At 53.8% G+C, this 15,578-nt stretch carries 12 protein-coding genes and 1 riboswitch; of the genes, 2 read left to right on the forward strand and 10 right to left on the reverse strand.

What is annotated here, in order from left to right; all coding sequences use genetic code 11:
• Positions 1-35: 35 nt before the first annotated feature.
• Positions 36-236, reverse strand: a riboswitch (cobalamin riboswitch).
• Positions 237-309: 73 nt separating this feature from the next.
• The 10 genes from FRY98_RS00645 to hrpB form a co-directional block, all read right to left on the reverse strand.
• On the reverse strand, positions 310-672 hold the full coding sequence (locus FRY98_RS00645) for a replication termination protein (protein ID WP_148449718.1): 363 nt from the start codon (positions 670-672) through the stop codon (positions 310-312).
• A gap of 583 nt (positions 673-1,255) precedes the next feature.
• Positions 1,256-2,641, reverse strand: coding sequence for an NTP transferase domain-containing protein (locus FRY98_RS00650; RefSeq protein ID WP_148449719.1), 1,386 nt, complete (start codon positions 2,639-2,641; stop codon positions 1,256-1,258).
• Between the two features lie 11 nt (positions 2,642-2,652).
• The gene (locus tag FRY98_RS00655) at positions 2,653-3,375 is read right to left on the reverse strand and encodes an SIS domain-containing protein (RefSeq protein WP_148449720.1); all 723 of its coding nucleotides are present in this window, start codon (positions 3,373-3,375) and stop codon (positions 2,653-2,655) included.
• Between the two features lie 15 nt (positions 3,376-3,390).
• Positions 3,391-4,383, reverse strand: a complete 993-nt coding sequence (locus FRY98_RS00660) for an ROK family protein (RefSeq protein WP_170286991.1) — start codon at positions 4,381-4,383, stop codon at positions 3,391-3,393.
• Positions 4,355-5,818 carry an APC family permease gene (locus FRY98_RS00665; protein ID WP_148449722.1) on the reverse strand — a complete coding sequence of 488 codons (1,464 nt, stop codon included), beginning with the start codon at positions 5,816-5,818 and terminating at the stop codon, positions 4,355-4,357. The genes FRY98_RS00660 and FRY98_RS00665 overlap by 29 nt, the downstream gene beginning before the upstream one ends.
• Positions 5,819-6,071: 253 nt before the next feature.
• Positions 6,072-6,806: a GntR family transcriptional regulator gene (locus FRY98_RS00670; RefSeq protein WP_148449723.1), complete on the reverse strand. Its 735-nt coding sequence runs from the start codon at positions 6,804-6,806 to the stop codon at positions 6,072-6,074.
• Positions 6,807-6,956: 150 nt separating this feature from the next.
• Positions 6,957-8,411 carry an N-acetylglucosamine-specific PTS transporter subunit IIBC gene (nagE, locus tag FRY98_RS00675; RefSeq protein WP_148449724.1) on the reverse strand — a complete coding sequence of 485 codons (1,455 nt, stop codon included), beginning with the start codon at positions 8,409-8,411 and terminating at the stop codon, positions 6,957-6,959.
• 27 nt (positions 8,412-8,438) lie between these two features.
• Complete coding sequence (locus FRY98_RS00680; RefSeq protein WP_148449725.1) at positions 8,439-8,939, reverse strand: PTS sugar transporter subunit IIA; 501 nt, start codon at positions 8,937-8,939, stop codon at positions 8,439-8,441.
• A 372-nt stretch (positions 8,940-9,311) separates the two neighbouring features.
• Positions 9,312-9,854, reverse strand: a complete 543-nt coding sequence (locus FRY98_RS00685; RefSeq protein ID WP_148449726.1) for a general stress protein — start codon at positions 9,852-9,854, stop codon at positions 9,312-9,314.
• Between the two features lie 72 nt (positions 9,855-9,926).
• Entirely contained in the window at positions 9,927-12,482 is a 2,556-nt protein-coding gene (gene hrpB / locus FRY98_RS00690; RefSeq protein WP_225040739.1) for an ATP-dependent helicase HrpB, read from the reverse strand.
• Between the two features lie 166 nt (positions 12,483-12,648).
• Here hrpB and FRY98_RS00695 point away from each other — a divergent pair, with 166 nt between their 5' ends.
• Entirely contained in the window at positions 12,649-13,977 is a 1,329-nt protein-coding gene (locus FRY98_RS00695) for a hemolysin family protein (RefSeq protein ID WP_148449727.1), read from the forward strand.
• A 590-nt stretch (positions 13,978-14,567) separates the two neighbouring features.
• Positions 14,568-15,530, forward strand: a complete 963-nt coding sequence (gluQRS, locus tag FRY98_RS00700; RefSeq protein ID WP_148449728.1) for a tRNA glutamyl-Q(34) synthetase GluQRS — start codon at positions 14,568-14,570, stop codon at positions 15,528-15,530.
• Positions 15,531-15,578 lie beyond the last annotated feature (48 nt).

The following is a 15,578-nucleotide window of genomic DNA, read 5'->3' on the forward strand; positions in this document are numbered from 1 at the left end:
GAATCTTTAACACCTCCCTATCTCCCGTAGGTACAGCAGTGTTGCCGAAAGAGGCAGGTCTCCTGGCTTCGGAGTTTAGCGCCGACCATGCAGCCTTCCCAGTGTCTTTCCGACACCAGTGGCCATTTCACGCATGGCGGCTCCTCCGTTACAGTGGCGGGACCGCGCCGGCATTTCACCGGTCTTCCCTTTTAAGCTTCAACCGCGGCTGAAGCACCTCTTCCCACATTATGCAATTTTTAAGTATGAACTAAATACTAACGGATGTTACGGCATAATTCAACAGTAATCTTATCGGAATCTACTATATTAATTAAAATTATCCGCTACCGCTTTATTAAGCATACCGATACAGCGGTCGAGATCCGTTTTGACCTGCTTTTTGTAAAGCTTGGCTTTTTCCGCCCCGTCATCGGTAAAATGGTACAGCACGATTTCCTGAAAATCGACGCTGGGATCATTGCCTTTCAAATGCTTGGTCCGGTAAAGAATCCCCTCCTGCACCAATTCGTGAAGGGCCCGGTAAATTTCACTCTGCGGCGGCACATAGCCAAACGGTTTGAACTCTTCTTTTAGTTCCTCCAGCATTTGATAACCGTATCCCCTGCGCTGCTCCACTTTCGTGATCAAAAATAATTTCAAGTAAGCCCGCTGTGCAATCATAAATGCCATAGCCCTCACCCCTGTTTCTTATGACCAATATAACTGAAGTGTAAAATTTGTACAACCGGGGAAGCTGCGCTGTTATTACTGTAGATGTAAGTTTTCAAGGTACGTGGATAGGAACTGTTAAAATCGAAGTTGCTGGATACGTTTAGGTCTGTTTTTCTATTATGAATTTTTCATATATTGAAATTATATAAATAGAAAATCGTCCGGGTTCATAAAAACAGCTTCGTTCAAGTGATTAATATCACAATAGTCGTTCCGATTGCCTTTTTCGTCCTGCATGCCACTTTCTAGCCCACGTCCCTTTTGGGCCTGCTCAAAATGAAAGGGGGCGTCGGCAAACCCGGGGCACCGATCAGGCCAAACGAGAGCTGGGATACAGCTAAAAAGCCATACTAAAAGCGCGGACGCCAACCTGTTTCCTTGGCGATCCGCGCTTTTTGATTTAACATTCTGCCGGTCGCTTCCGCCGGACCTTCCGCTGACCAGTTATCGCTGCAGGTCGCACATGACCTGTCTTCAGTTTAATCCCGATCACCGCCATAAGCGTGATTCTCACAAAAGGCAAAGATCCATCCTGGGGGTGTTACCAGCCATAACGATGAGGGCCCCATGCTTTTTTTACGAGCTGTTGTTGATCCAGGTGAAGCAAGGTGCGCGACGGAACATCCTGCTCCACCAGCACAGCCGGTCCGATCACGCTGTTGGAACCGATTTTGACACCGGGCATATATAGCGACGCGATACCTGTCCTTGTATAGTCGCCAAAATAAACGGCATTTCCGAACTTTTCCGGAAACTCCGTTCTGCCTTGCACCTTCTGCATTTGCGGCAAATCGTCAAAACGCAGTACGCCGATCGTAACCCCGGCCGCGATATCGGTGGAAGTGCCGACAACGCCGAAAACTTCCCCATAGTGAGTAAAGCTCACATTATCAAACGTGATTCCTTCAAATTCGGCGCAATGACCGATACGATTCCGGTTGCCGATAACGCTGAAATCCCCGATTTTACAGTAGTCCGTAATAACGCAGTCGGCGCCGATTACCGAATTGGCGCCTATAATCGCTCCATTCTCGATAATCGTTCCCTTACCGATGACGGCATTTCCTTTAATTTGCACGTTCCTGCCAACAATCACCCCTTCGCCCAGGATAACCTGTCCTTTGATCTCGGCAGACGGATGAATGACGGCGGAATCCGGGATGCTGCTCTCCATGAGAGTTTTAATTTCGTGGTCCAATACAAGATGAGCGGCCTGCAATAAATGCCACGGTTTATCTATATCGATCACGGCGGTTTCTGCGCAATGCGCGGTTACGCGACAACCGGCTTCGATCATGATCTGTAACGACTGCTCAAGCGCCGCTTCCATCGGCGGCATCATACCGACATTCACATGGGTCATAAACCCGGGATTTTGAGTTAGTGCGGATTGCAGAGCCGCCGTTCTGGCTGCATAAACACCCAATAACCGATGATTTACGTAGTGCGGACGCGGATGTCCATAAATCTGCAGCACCTCCTTGTCGCTGACGTTGGCGCAGAACCAATCTTGCGTCCGCTCCTGATCCAGCGGTTTAACCAGAAGATCCGCATCGCTTCCGGAATCGGACGATTGACGAATAAACTTTTGCATTGCCGCTTGCGTCGTAACGATATCCCCGTAAACAATCAGCACCTTTTCGTCAGTAACCATCGGCAGCAACCGTTCCAACGTGTCCGCCGTCCCTTGCGGAGCCGACACCGACACTACTTCTACACCTTCGATTCCGTGGCACAGCGATTTCAAACGCTTGTCGAGATAGTCCGCCGCAACGATAATGCGTTCCATAGACAGACTCTTCAGATGACCGATCATTCGCGAGAGAACAGACTGGCCGGCAACCGGCAAAGCGGCTTTCGGCCAATATTCATTGTAGGGCCATAGCTTGGAGCCCTTTCCAGCAGCAAGTATAATCGCAGTTTTCACTTAACCCGGCCTCACTTTACGTAGGTTTTAAACAATTGATCGTTGTATTGGTCGGCACCATCTAAATTGCTGCTCTTAAAAACGGGCGGCTCGAACCCCGCTTCCACCAATTCATTTAAAATCGTCACCAACAGGGTTTGCGCCAATGCGATGCCGGCAAAGCTGGATGTCGGCCCCGTAGGCGTTTCCAACCCGTTCACGCGGAATGCGGCGTCGCCCTTTTCGGCGCCGTTGTCCAAAATGACATCGGCTAATTCATACAATTTCTTGCCGCTTTGATGGCGCGAAGTGACTTGCGAAGAATGCGACATGCTGGTCATGGCAATAACGGCCGCCCCCATTTCGCGCGCTTTGATGGCCATTTCCACGACGACAGGGTTCCGGCCGGAATTGGAGACGATCATAACCGTATCCTGGTTTCCGACTTCTTTCAGCTTGAGCAGCACCTCGGCATATCCTTCAAGGCGTTCCAGATAAGTGCTCTTATTGGGCTCTTCATGGAGCATCAAACTGGGTTCCAGAATCGCTTTAATTAATGCCAAACCGCCCGCTCTGTTATACAGTTCTTCCGCAATCATATGAGAATGTCCGCTGCCGAAAACGTAAAATCGTCCTCCGGCCAGTATCGACTTTTTCACGATTTGCGCCGCTTGCAGGATATTTTCCTGCTGGTTAAGAACCGCCTCCTTCAAGTGCTCCATCAAGAATTCGCCATAGGTTTGAATTATGTTCATCTTGTTTTTCCTCCATTATATTTTTTTAGTTAAACTCGCAATGAGTCGTTTCGCTCCCCATAACCCGCTCTTATCTCCCAGCTCCGCAGCTTTTACCTGAATTCGGTCCTGCTGAATCTTAAATAAATGTCTGTTCATTTCGGAGGCAATAATCGGAAACAGCACGGCGCTCTGCTGCATCACCCCCCCTCCGAAAATGATGGCTTCAGGGTTTAGCACATGCGCCAAATTGGCTGCTGCAATCCCCAGATATGTTCCTGCATTCCGGATAATGGTCTGACATGCCGAATCCCCTTGTTCGGCCGCTAAAAAAACGGTCTCTGCCGACACCTCATCCATCCGGCCGTTGGACAAACTCGCGACGATATCCGATTTCCCTTGCAAAAGCAGTTGTTTACCTTGCAGCCCGATCGCGGTGCCCGAAGCTATCGCCTCCAAACAACCATAATTTCCGCAGGAGCATAAAGGACCGTTAGGGATTATCGTCATATGCCCGATTTCCCCCGCCAAATCCTGGTGGCCGCGGTACACTTGGCCGTCTATAATCACAGCTCCGCCGATCCCCGTACTTACCGTGATATACACCATTTGCTTCATACCTCGGCCCGCACCGTACCAGGCTTCACCGAGGCCGGCGCAATTCCCGTCGTCGTCGATGTGCACGCTAATTCCGCCGCACTCCGCCCGGAGCCGCTCAGCCACCGGATAGTTGACCCACTTCAGATTTCCGGTAAAATGCACGATTCCTTCTTTCGTGTTTAGCGGCCCCGGCACACTGACGCCGATTCCCGACAAGGTACTGCCGGACAGATTCAATTCCTCTTTAAGCTCGGTAAGAGTGGCGGCGATACGCTTGGTAATATCGTCGGGGCCTTTCAAAGCATCCGTAGAGATGCGTTTCGTCGCTAAAAGAGCGTCGTCGGAAGCAATTCCCGCTATTATTTTTGTGCCTCCGATATCAACCACACCATACAAAACTTCATGCTTCCGGGTTGATTCTTGTATCATTTTTTTTGAATCCTTCAAGTTCATCAGGTCGTTCATCCCCCGCATGGTTCATGATCTTCTCAAGGCGGTCCAGCATGTCTCCGCCCTTCTTTCTCAACAAGAAGCCGCAAATCACTCCGACCGCAATGTAAATTGCGACTAGCAGTAAAATCAGATTATAAGGCCAAGTCGGCAGTGGAAATAAAGTTCCGTAAATCGGCAGCAGCATGAACAATCCGCCGATCCCCGGTGTGATGGCATGAATCCACCAATTAAAATGTAAGGGATCGTGCCTTTTCATAAATCGGTATAACGAAATGGAAGCAATCACATATAAGAGCAAAATAGGCAATGTTCCAAAAGATCCCAGAAAGCCGTAGCCATTTGGATAGGGGCCGAATAAAATGCCGATCGTAAGAGCCAGGATGATCGTACACAGGGATACCGTATGAATTGAATTTTTGGGGGCCGAGAGTTTGGGATCGATTTTGCCGAAAAATTTCGGCAGAACACCGTCGCGTCCCATGGCAAAAATCACTCGCACCGTCGCATTGTTTAGTGCCAAACTTACGGCAAAGGCGCTGAGAATTCCCGCTATATCGACCGCCCAGCGCATGCCCGAGCCGACGTATCTGCTTGCCAGGTCCTCCATCGGGATGGTCGCTGCGGCAAAGTCCGCCCCCTTGCTTGGGCCATAGCCGATGGCCATCGCATAAGTCATAAAGATATAGAAAATGCCGACCCCGATTACCGAGCCCCAGATCGCCTTGGGAATATTTTTACGCGGATTCGACGTTTCTTCGGCAACGGTAGCCGCCGATTCAAACCCCATAAAGGTCATCATGGCGAAGATCATTCCGAAGAAAACGCCACCCCAGCTTGTCGGCGAATGCTGCGGCGTAAATACGGACAAGGTGTTTCCTTCCGCCCCGCCTTTGACAATAATGAAAACCGCCAAGAGGAGGAGAACCAACACCTCAAAGGCAACGAAAAACATATCCGTTTTCATCGAGTTGCTTATCCCCCGCAGCGATAACCACCAAATGATCCCAGCAAACAGTAGAGCGACTAAAATCCAGTTGAGCTCAATGCCGAGCAGCGACTTGCATACGGAAGACGTGAAAAATGCCGCGGCCAGCAAATTTTGGGGATAAAATACAAAATATCCGCTGAACAACAGCCAACCTGAGACAAATCCGGCAACTTTGCCGAGTCCCGCCGAATTATAGGCGAAAAATGAGCCGGCATGGGGCAATCTTTTGGCAAATTGAACGATTGTATTAGCGACAAAGAGAGAGCCGATTAACGAAACAATAAATGCGAGGGGCACAGCACCGCCGGCTCGTTGTGCGACAACCTGCGGGGCAAACATCATTCCTGCAGCGGGAGCCATAATCGCAATCGACATGGCGATGGCACCCGGCCAACTTATTGCATTCTTCTTAAGTTCACTCATACGAATCCCCCTTTCAATATGGCCCAAAAAATGTTACCGCTTTCACCAGGACTTGAACGATCTACACGGCTGTCCCTCCCTCACTGGTTTTTTCTTTTAGCGACATTACAAATATGATGTCTAAAGAATCTATAATCTTAAACTCTTCAGATGAGTTGATTATATCATGATTCCTTTTCTCTGCAACATTTTTTTGGCAACAAAAAAAGCCGCTCACGCGGCTTTGGCTTCAAATCGTTGAAAGATTGGGGTTCTACTTCATGTTCTCGGCACGGCGAATCACTCTGAAATTAACCGACTGCGGATGATAGTAATCATTTGACGTTATCGCAATATTTCCGTTGGAGTCGTAGCAAACCTCTTCCAACAATAAAACAGGTTCGCCTAGGCGAATATCAAGCCTTTGACTGACCGTTTGGTCCGCCGCCATCGCCCGGACGGTTGTTTCCGCAAAGCTGATCAACAAACCTTTTCCCTTTAAGTACTCCAATAGCGAGCCATTCTTCAGATAAGTTTCCAGCTCATCTATCGCCAGTCCCTCATCTTTAAAAACATCAATCGAGAATACGACGGGTTTGCCGTCGGCGGTTCTGACGCGCTCCAATACAATCACCGACATGCCGGAAAAATCCGGAAAAAACAGCTTGGAAGCATGTGTTCTTCGTAAATTCATATACGAGGTGGAAGGCACAAACCCTGAATCCTCGATCACTTTCGATACGCCGATGAACGATTCAAGTCCGGGCTTAAGTTTGCAAGCGGGGCCCGAAACCAGTATTTTCGTACTGGCCCCGTGTCTGACCTGAATAATCCCCTGTTCTTCCAGGTGACGAAGAGATTCTCTTATGGTGCTTCGGCCCACCTCGTAAATGATCGCAAGCTCATTTTGAGGAGGCAAATGATCCGAATATTTTCCTTCCCGTATATCGTGATTTATTTTATCGGAAATAATACGATATAACGGTTTCAACTCATCTGAAGTGTCCATCGAATCCTATCCTCCATCGGCAAACAACTTGGCAATTTGTAACGCATCGTCATAGTCGCATGCATTATAGCATATCGTCAAGTTTTTTTCCAAGGAGAAAGATTGCGGGGGAGTTCCCAATTCACATTCGGAACTCCCCCTTTTGCACGTTTAAAGCATTTTTTTGATTTCGTCTTTGATCGCTTCGGACTGGGGTCCGAACACTACCTGGACCGCTCCCTTGCCGAGTCTCATGACCCCGGAGGCGCCGAGCAGTTTCAATGCGGCGTCGTTGACGGCCTTATCGTCCTTCACCACTAACCGCAGACGGGTAATGCACGCATCCACGGACTCAATATTGGACGGCCCGCCGATCTCTGTCAAAATTTTAGCGGCGCGGCTGTCCCCGATAGTTGCGGATCGATCTTGATTGGCTTCCGATTCCAAAATTTCATCCTCCCGACCTGGTGTTTTCAGATCCATTTTAACAATGAGGAACCTGAAAAGTACATAGTACAGGATGGCAAAAACCAAACCTACCGGAATCAACAACAGCGGCTTGGTCGAAAGCTGATAGTTGATGGCGTAATCGATAAAACCGGCCGAGAACCCGAAACCGAGCTTCATCCCAAGCGCGTAGGTTACGTAAGCGGCCAGACCCGAAAGCACCACATGTACTCCATACAACACGGGAGCTACGAACATAAACGCGAATTCGAGCGGCTCCGTAATCCCGGTAAGGAACGAAGCAAAGGCGGTGCCGATAAAGATCGAGGCCACGGTTTTGCGTCTTTCCGGCTTCGCCGTATGGATCATGGCAAAAGCGGCGGCCGGAAGCCCGAACATCATAACGGGGAAGAAACCGGTCATAAACATCCCGGCGGTTTTATCTCCGGCAAAGAATCGGGTCAGGTCGCCATGGACCACTTCTCCGGCCGCGTTCGTAAAATCGCCGATCTGGAACCAGACAATCGAGTTGATAATGTGATGCAGGCCGAAGGGGACAAGCAGGCGATTGGCGATAATATGGACCGCCGAGCCGATCCCTCCAAGACCTGTCACCCAATTGCCGAACACATCGAGCGCACTTTGGATCGGCCCCCAGATGAGACCGCATATCAGTCCGACCACAACCATGGTCAGCGCCGTTATCATAGGGACAAACCGTTTCCCCCCAAAGAAGCCCAGCCAATCCGGCAGCTTGATATTATGATACTTTTTGTAAAGATAAGCCGAGATACAGCCGACGAGAATCCCGCCCAGCACCCCCATATTCAGTTTGGTGTCCGGGGAATTCATTAATTCCGGAAAAATACCAGGAACACGTTCCAGGACATTCAGCAGAATCAACTGCCCGATCACGGCCGATAGAGCCGCAACCGCGTCTCCCGCCAAACCTATCGCTACCCCTACCGCGAAGATTAAGGGCAGGTTATCGAAAATCGTTCCCCCGCCGGCTGCCAGGAACGGGGCGACATAAGTGTTAAGAAATCCTCCGACCCCTCCCCCCATATGAAAGTCTTTAATGTAATCGATACTCCCGAATCGAAGCAATATGGCCGCCGCAGGTAAGGTGGCGACCGGCAGCATTAAGGACTTCCCTATCTTTTGGAGAAAAGCCAGCATAAAGCAATCATCCTTCCTTATAATAAATTAGGATTTCAATGCCGCCTTAAGCACGACGTCTTTGCCTGCCGTCACAGGTCCGGTGAACATCTCCAAATGAGTCGTCGTCTCCGCGGCGTTCGTCACGATGATCGGTGAAATCACCGGAAAACCGGCGTTTTTCATTTTGTCGAGATCGAATTCGATCAGCGTGTCGCCGGTCTTCACCCGATCTCCCACAGCCACGTGGGATGTAAACCCCTCCCCTTTCAAAGAAACCGTATTGATGCCCAGGTGGAACAAAAATTGCAGACCGCTTTCGTTTTCGAGCATAACGGCATGATTGGACTTGATGACATGCGCAACCTTTCCGTTAAACGGCGCGATAAGGACCCCTACCGTAGGTTCGATCGCCACCCCCTGACCCATATAACCTCCGGCAAAAGCTTCATCGGGTACTTCCGACAAGGGAACAGCCCGGCCCGTTAAAGGGGCGCAAACCTCAACCGTTTTGCTCTCAGCAGATTTTTTTCTCCATTTTGCGAACATATCAAATCTCTCCTATCCCGCCCGGTTCAAGGCGCGGAGCGACCGCTCCTTAGCCGTAAGCTTAATTCCCGATCGCATCATGACATGAACTAGTATTATGTCCAACGGTTCCCGGTATGCATTCCCTCAGGCAACAAAAAAAGCCAAGAGAAGAAACCTAAAAATTAGGTTAACTTCTCTTGGCTTATGCCCATTAGTTCATTAACGGTAACACGCCGTATGAAATCGGTTTTATGATTTGTTATTATCATAGATCAAGGGTCTGCGTTCGTCAACCGTTTTTTGAAAGCGTTGTCTTTCGGTGAACAAGGCGGCTGAATAACGCCGGTGTATGACTCATTTATTAAATATCACAATGGAAGGAATCAAATATTACAAGCGGCTGGAAGGATCTTCGCGATACGGGTCCGCCAAACCTGAAGCGTAAATATCGGAATTCAGCGAACGGTTGGTCCGGAACGTGTCGTATACGCCCACGCTGCGCTCATCTTCATCGACCAGCACCAGAATCTTTCCTTCGTCGAGATAATTCTCGTAGGCTTTGGCCTCGTCTTCCGGGATGCCGAGGCCAATCAGGCCGCCGGCCAAGCCTCCCGCACCGGCGCCGGCCGCCATGCCGGTCAACGCGGCCGCGATCGGTCCCGCCGCCACAACCGGGCCGATGCCGGGAATGGCGAGCGCGCCGATCCCTGCCAGCAACCCCGCGACGCCGCCCAGCACGCCGCCTGTTGTCGCCCCCACGGCTACACCTTCAGGCGCCTTGCTTCCGGTTTCGTCCTGAATCGCTTCACGATCCCGGCGGTCGCGGGAAAGCACGGAGATTTCTTCCGCCGAAAACCCTTGTCGCTGCAAGGACTCTATCGCTGCCGTCGCTTCTCTTTCGTTATCGAATACGCCAACTATTTTTTTGCTCATGGTGATCAGCCTCCTTGAGTTCCTGGTTTCCCTTTCATTACCCGAGGAACAGGGATTTTAACCACCAGCCGTCTATTTCACTCCGCCTTCCGGTCGAACCCGCCGGGTCGCGGTCGCCGCAAAGGGGTCGTCCGGCCAATAATGCTTCGGATAACGCCCTTTGAGATCTTTTTTGACTTCAAAGTAAGTGCCTTCCCAGAAGCTTCTCAAATCCGAGGTAACCTGGACGGGCCTGCTTGCGGGAGACAGAAGGTGCAGGGTGACGGGCACTTTGCCGAAGCCGATCCGTGGCGTCTCCAGAAGACCGAACACCTCCTGCAGACGAACGGCGACATATGGAGCTTGCGGTCCCTCGTATTGCACCGGAATTCGCGACCCGCTGGGGACGACCAGATGCGTGGGAGCCTCTTTATTCAGTTCCTGCGTTCGCTGCCAGCCTAACCGGTTTTCCAGTATGGCCGAAAGGGGCAAAGTCTTTAGATCGGATTTTTTCCGAAAACCGGAGAGATACGGCCCGAACCAGTCCTCCGCCTCGGCGGCAAGCGCTTCGTCCGACACATCGGGCCAGCTTTCGTCAAGCCGGCGGAGAAACAGGATTCGCGCCTGGAGCTGCCGGTTTTTGGAGTTCCAGGGCAGGATCCGCGACCCTTGTTCCGCCACGACGCGCAGGAGCGCCTTGGTGATCATCTCGGAAGAAGGCTTGGGATCCGGCAGTTCCTTCAGCACGATGGCGCCGAACCTATGCCGGACCCGGGCGCGCACCGCGCCGGCCGCATCATCCCACTCCGCGGATCTTTCGACCTGCAGGTCATCCGCGTAATAATCGGCCAGCCAGCTCTCCTCGAACGGGGCGGCCAGCCGAATCCGGCCCTCGGCCCCTTCGTCGTCCACATCGGCGATCGCCAGGAACGGTTCGGCCGCCAAGGTCTGTGGCGGTCGGGCAAAAACGGCCCCCCTGCCGCTCCGCAGCAGGTAGCGTCCGTCCGCCCGGCGCATGGCGATCCGATCCGGGTAAGCGAAGGAAACGAGCAGCCCGCAATACCTCCGGTAGTCCCGCTCCTCGCCGGGCGATGGGGTGCCGGCGGAGAACGACGCCAGGCTGCGCTCCCACTGGCGGCTGACCGTCAGCAGCCGCTCGATGTCCCCGCCGCCTGCCGGCTCGTCCCCGGCGGGCGCGCCGCCCTCCCGCGGGCCGGGCTCTCCGGCCGCGGCCATGAGCACGGCGAGCCGGCTGCGCAGGTCGCCGTCGCCGCTCCCGGCCCGGTCTTTGAGCAGACCGGGCTCCTCCAGCAGCGCGGCCAGGCGGCAGGCGGCCCGCCCGAGGCCGAGCGGCTGCGCGCGCAGCAGCATATGCGCGAGCCGCGGGTGCAGGCCGAGCTCGGCCATGCGCCGGCCGTGGCCGGTGATCCGGCCGGCCCCGTCCAGCGCGCCGAGCTGCCGCAGGAGCCCCACCGCTTGCGAGTACGGCGCGGCCGGCGGCGGATCGAGCCAGGCCAGCTCGTCCGGCGCAGCCGCTCCCCAGGCCGCGAGCTCCAGCGCCAGCGGCGTCAGGTCCGCCTCCAGCATTTCCGGAGGCGTGCTCTCGGGCAGCACCCGGTCCTCCGCCTCGCTCCACAGGCGGTAGCAGACCCCGGGTGCGGTGCGCCCCGCGCGGCCGCGCCGCTGATCGGCCGCGTCGCGGGCCGCCCGCACCGTGACGAGCCGGCTCATGCCGGTGCGCGGCGAAAACAGCGAGGTCCGGCGCAGCCCCGTGTCGATGACCACCGTGATGCCGGACACGGTCAGGCTCGTCTCGGCGATCGACGTCGCCAGAACGACCTTGCGCTGCCCGTCCGGCGCAGGTTCGATCGCGCGCTGCTGCTGATCCTGCGGCAGCGCCCCGAACAGCGGAGCGACGATCACGTTCCCCGGAACGCGTCCCGCCAAGGTCGACTGAACCCGGCGGATTTCCCGCGCGCCGGGCAGGAACACGAGCAGGCCGCCATCCTGCTCGGCCAGCGCCCGCTGTACCGTCCGCACCACCGCCGCCTCCGGCGTTTCCTCACGCGAACGGGGAACAAATACCGTTTCCACCGGGTACATCCGTCCCCGGCTTCGCACCACCGGCGCATCTCCGAGCAGCGCCGACACCGGCTCCGCGTCCAGCGTGGCGGACATGACGAGGACGCGCAAATCCTCGCGCAGCAGCTGGCGGCTCTGCAAAACAAGAGCCAGCCCCAAATCGGCATGGATGCTGCGCTCATGAAATTCGTCGAAGATCACGAGCCCCGTTCCGTCCAATGTCGGGTCCCGCTGCAGCATCCGGGTCAAAATCCCCTCCGTCACGACCGTAATCCGCGTCCGTGAAGAAACCCGGGCTTCCGTCCGGATCCGGTACCCTACCGTTTCTCCCACCGGCTCATTCAGCTGCTTGGCCATGTAGAAAGCTGCCGCTCTCGCTGCCAGCCGCCGCGGCTCCAGCAGCAGAATTTGTTGTCTCGCTAGCCAGGGCTCCTGAAGAAGTTCCAGGGACGTTCTCGTCGTTTTGCCCGCTCCCGGTTCGGCCAGCAGGACAGCCGTCCCTCGGCTCTCCAGGGCGTTTTTCAGCTCCGGAAGAACTACATCTATAGGCATCGCTTGTTTTCTCATCTTTCTCTCCTATCGGGGTTACACTATACTCCAAGTCGTCACTACGAAACGTCCTTGCGTGAATTCAATTTTAACATATCCCTTCCTCGGAAGGCGCACTTTGAAGCGGGCAGTTCCCCTTTGTATAATTAAATGGTCTCTGAATCAGGGAGGTTATCGGAAAATCATGAGTCCGAGCGGTACATGGGTTAATCTCTTGCTAATTCTGGTGCTGGTGGCACTAACTTCATTTTTTGTCGTTACGGAATACTCACTCCGCGGGCTTCGTCCCGGCAGGGTCAATTCCCTGGTACGGGAGAACCGCAGATCCGCGGTTCCGCTCGCGCGATTGATGCAGCGGCCGCAGCAGGCGCTTTCGGCATGCCAGTTGGGCGTCACCATGACGTCGCTGTTTCTCGGCTGGCTCGCGCAACCGCTCGCGAAGGCTTGGCTTCATCCGCTCTTTCGGTTCTTTACTCTGCCAAACCGGCTGGAAAGCATCTTGGCCTTTATTATCGCGTTTCTCGTCATCACGTATCTGCACGTTGTGCTCGGCGCGCTGGTTCCGCGGGTTCTCGCCGCCCAAAAAGGCGAAACCTTCGCCCTGGCCGCCTCGCGTCCGCTGCTGTGGTTTACGGGACTCATGTCCCCGCTGGTTTGGCTGCTTAATGTCTCTTCCGGGCGGATCGTCTCCTTGCTCGGACTGAAAGGGGGGCCAGGTGACGGTGAAGCGCATTCCGAAGAAGAACTTCAAGCCCTGATCAGCCAAAGTTTTAAGCACGGGGAGATCACCACCGACGAATATCGCTACATGAGCCGGATCTTCGCGTTTGACGAGCTCACCGCCAAGGATATCATGGTTCCCCGAACGGATATGGTATGCCTGTACGCTAATAAAAGCCGGGAAGAAAATCTGGAAATTATCAAAACCGAACAATATACGCGTTTTCCGGTCATTCGGGAAAACAAGGATGATATCATCGGCGTCATCAACACAAAGCAGCTGTTCCTCACCCATGGGGATCAGCCGGATTTGCCGCTGGCGTCCCTGGTTCGTCCCGTAATGACGGCTCCGGAGAATATCCCTTTAACCTCCCTCCTGTCCCGGATGCAGAAAGAACGGTCCCATATCGCTCTGCTGATCGACGAATACGGCGGCACCTCGGGCATGGTAACGATCGAGGATCTCCTGGAGGAAATCGTCGGGGATATCCGCGATGAGTTCGATCTCGAGGAAGAGCAGGAAATCACCGTACTGAGCGAGAATCATCTCATTGTGGACGGCAAAGTGTCGATCGTCCGGATCAACGACCTGCTGTCCACGGACCTGGAGGAGGAAGAAACCGACACGATCGGCGGCTGGGTGTACGGTCATGATACGGATATTGCCGAAGGCACCCGCCTTCAATATGGCGATTTTTCATTTACAGTGCTTGAAAGCGAAGGCAGCCGGATTCGAAAAATTGAGATCGAAAAGGTCGAGGAAGCCGGTGAATTCAACCATTCGCAATTATAACGATTTCAACCTATATAGGTTGAACTAAAGAATTGGCGCTGTGGAAGGATTTGAAATCGTTTCGGAGATACGTTCCGACATATAAAGCCCAACCGTTCGGCCTTCTAGCCGATATACCACTAGCGCTGCATTAACCCGAAGGGTCTTCTGCTAGGCCGTAACCGCCTCTCTTTGAACTCTGGCTGGTGGATAAGGGTCTTTTGCGGCGCTATTTTTGTCGAATTTGGCTATTTGCCGTGAAATAGCGGTCTTTTGGGGCCTTATTTTAGAGAAAGTCGGGCAAAAACCTGATTTTTGGGCTCACACCAGAGAAATAAGGCCCTTTTTGGCCGCTATTCTTCCCGAAAACGCAAATTGGGTTGAAATAACGGCCCAAAAGGCCGCTATTATAACAGGCGGCAAGAAAGATGGCGGATAGGCAGCACCCATATCAGTTTTAATGCAACACTAGAGTGTGAAAAGAAATTTCTACACCTCTGCCTATTGCCCCAGCAGACATCCGACAGCGATCGGCAGAACATTTCACACCGCGGCCGTACATGTAAATCAATAGTTCAATTAATTTAGATAGTTTAAGGAAGTGAACGTTTATGAAACGCGGACGATTTGCCCCCACGCCCTCCGGCGAGATGCATCTGGGCAATGCCAAGATTGCGTTGCTGGCCTGGTTGCAGATACGCTCCGAGCGAGGGGAGTTTATCCTGCGAATCGAAGATATCGATACGCAGCGGTCCAGACCCGACATTGCGGAGAGGATTCCGGAAGACCTCCGTTGGCTGGGGCTGGACTGGGATTTCGGACCGGGAGCGGACGACGGTCTGGGCCCTTATTCGCAGAGTTTGCGTTTGGCCTATTACGAGGATGCCTTGACCCGGCTTAAAGAAACCGGCAGGCTGTATCCCTGTTATTGCAGCAGGGCGGAATTATTGTCCATGGCCGGCGCTCCTCACGGTTTGGCTTCGGAAGGAGCCCCCTACGCGGGTACCTGCCGGCATCTTGACCCCGAGCAGCGGAAAGCGCGCGAAAAGCACAAATCCCCCTCGCTGCGATTTGCCATTGAAGCGGAACCGATCCGTTTCGTAGATGGCATCGCCGGTCCTCAATCGTTTCCGCCCGGCAGCGGCGGCGATTTCGTGGTTCGCCGTGCGGACGGCCTGTTCTCTTATCAATTGGCCGTCACGGTCGATGACGCCTTAATGGGGGTTACCGACGTTCTTCGTGGCGGGGATCTGCTGGACTCAACGCCGCGTCAGCTTGAATTGTACCGGGCTCTCGGGTATGCAGCCCCGGCTTTCTCGCACGCTCCTCTCCTGCTGGGTGAGGATGGCCGGCGGCTGGCCAAAAGGCACGGAGATTTAAGCATATCCTCCCTGCGGGCAAAGGGAATGCATCCGGAGTCGATCATCGGCTGGCTCGCCAAGATCAGCGGGTTGATCGACCGGTATGAGCCGGTTGCCGCCAAAGAGCTGATCCGGAATTTCTCGATGGAGCGGATTGCGAAGCATCCTTATTATTTAAGTGAACAGGACCTTGAATTTTTAGCTTCGGCCTGATATTTTCTTAAAAAAAGAAGCGCGGGATACCGTGGGCGAACCCTCGGC

It is taken from the genome of Paenibacillus faecis, from assembly GCF_008084145.1.
Lineage (GTDB): Bacteria > Bacillota > Bacilli > Paenibacillales > Paenibacillaceae > Fontibacillus > Fontibacillus faecis.

Excerpts from the sequence above, each read along its gene's own strand:
- FRY98_RS00645 (WP_148449718.1), bottom strand. The coding sequence starts at position 672 with ATGGCATTTATGATTGCACAGCGGGCTTACTTGAAATTATTTTTGATC.
- FRY98_RS00655 (WP_148449720.1), bottom strand. The coding sequence starts at position 3,375 with ATGAACATAATTCAAACCTATGGCGAATTCTTGATGGAGCACTTGAAG.
- FRY98_RS00660 (WP_170286991.1), bottom strand. The coding sequence starts at position 4,383 with ATGATACAAGAATCAACCCGGAAGCATGAAGTTTTGTATGGTGTGGTT.
- FRY98_RS00665 (WP_148449722.1), bottom strand. The coding sequence starts at position 5,818 with ATGAGTGAACTTAAGAAGAATGCAATAAGTTGGCCGGGTGCCATCGCC.
- FRY98_RS00670 (WP_148449723.1), bottom strand. The coding sequence starts at position 6,806 with ATGGACACTTCAGATGAGTTGAAACCGTTATATCGTATTATTTCCGAT.
- nagE (WP_148449724.1), bottom strand. The coding sequence starts at position 8,411 with ATGCTGGCTTTTCTCCAAAAGATAGGGAAGTCCTTAATGCTGCCGGTC.
- FRY98_RS00680 (WP_148449725.1), bottom strand. The coding sequence starts at position 8,939 with ATGTTCGCAAAATGGAGAAAAAAATCTGCTGAGAGCAAAACGGTTGAG.
- FRY98_RS00685 (WP_148449726.1), bottom strand. The coding sequence starts at position 9,854 with ATGAGCAAAAAAATAGTTGGCGTATTCGATAACGAAAGAGAAGCGACG.
- hrpB (WP_225040739.1), bottom strand. The coding sequence starts at position 12,482 with ATGAGAAAACAAGCGATGCCTATAGATGTAGTTCTTCCGGAGCTGAAA.
- FRY98_RS00695 (WP_148449727.1), top strand. The coding sequence starts at position 12,649 with ATGAGTCCGAGCGGTACATGGGTTAATCTCTTGCTAATTCTGGTGCTG.
- gluQRS (WP_148449728.1), top strand. The coding sequence starts at position 14,568 with ATGAAACGCGGACGATTTGCCCCCACGCCCTCCGGCGAGATGCATCTG.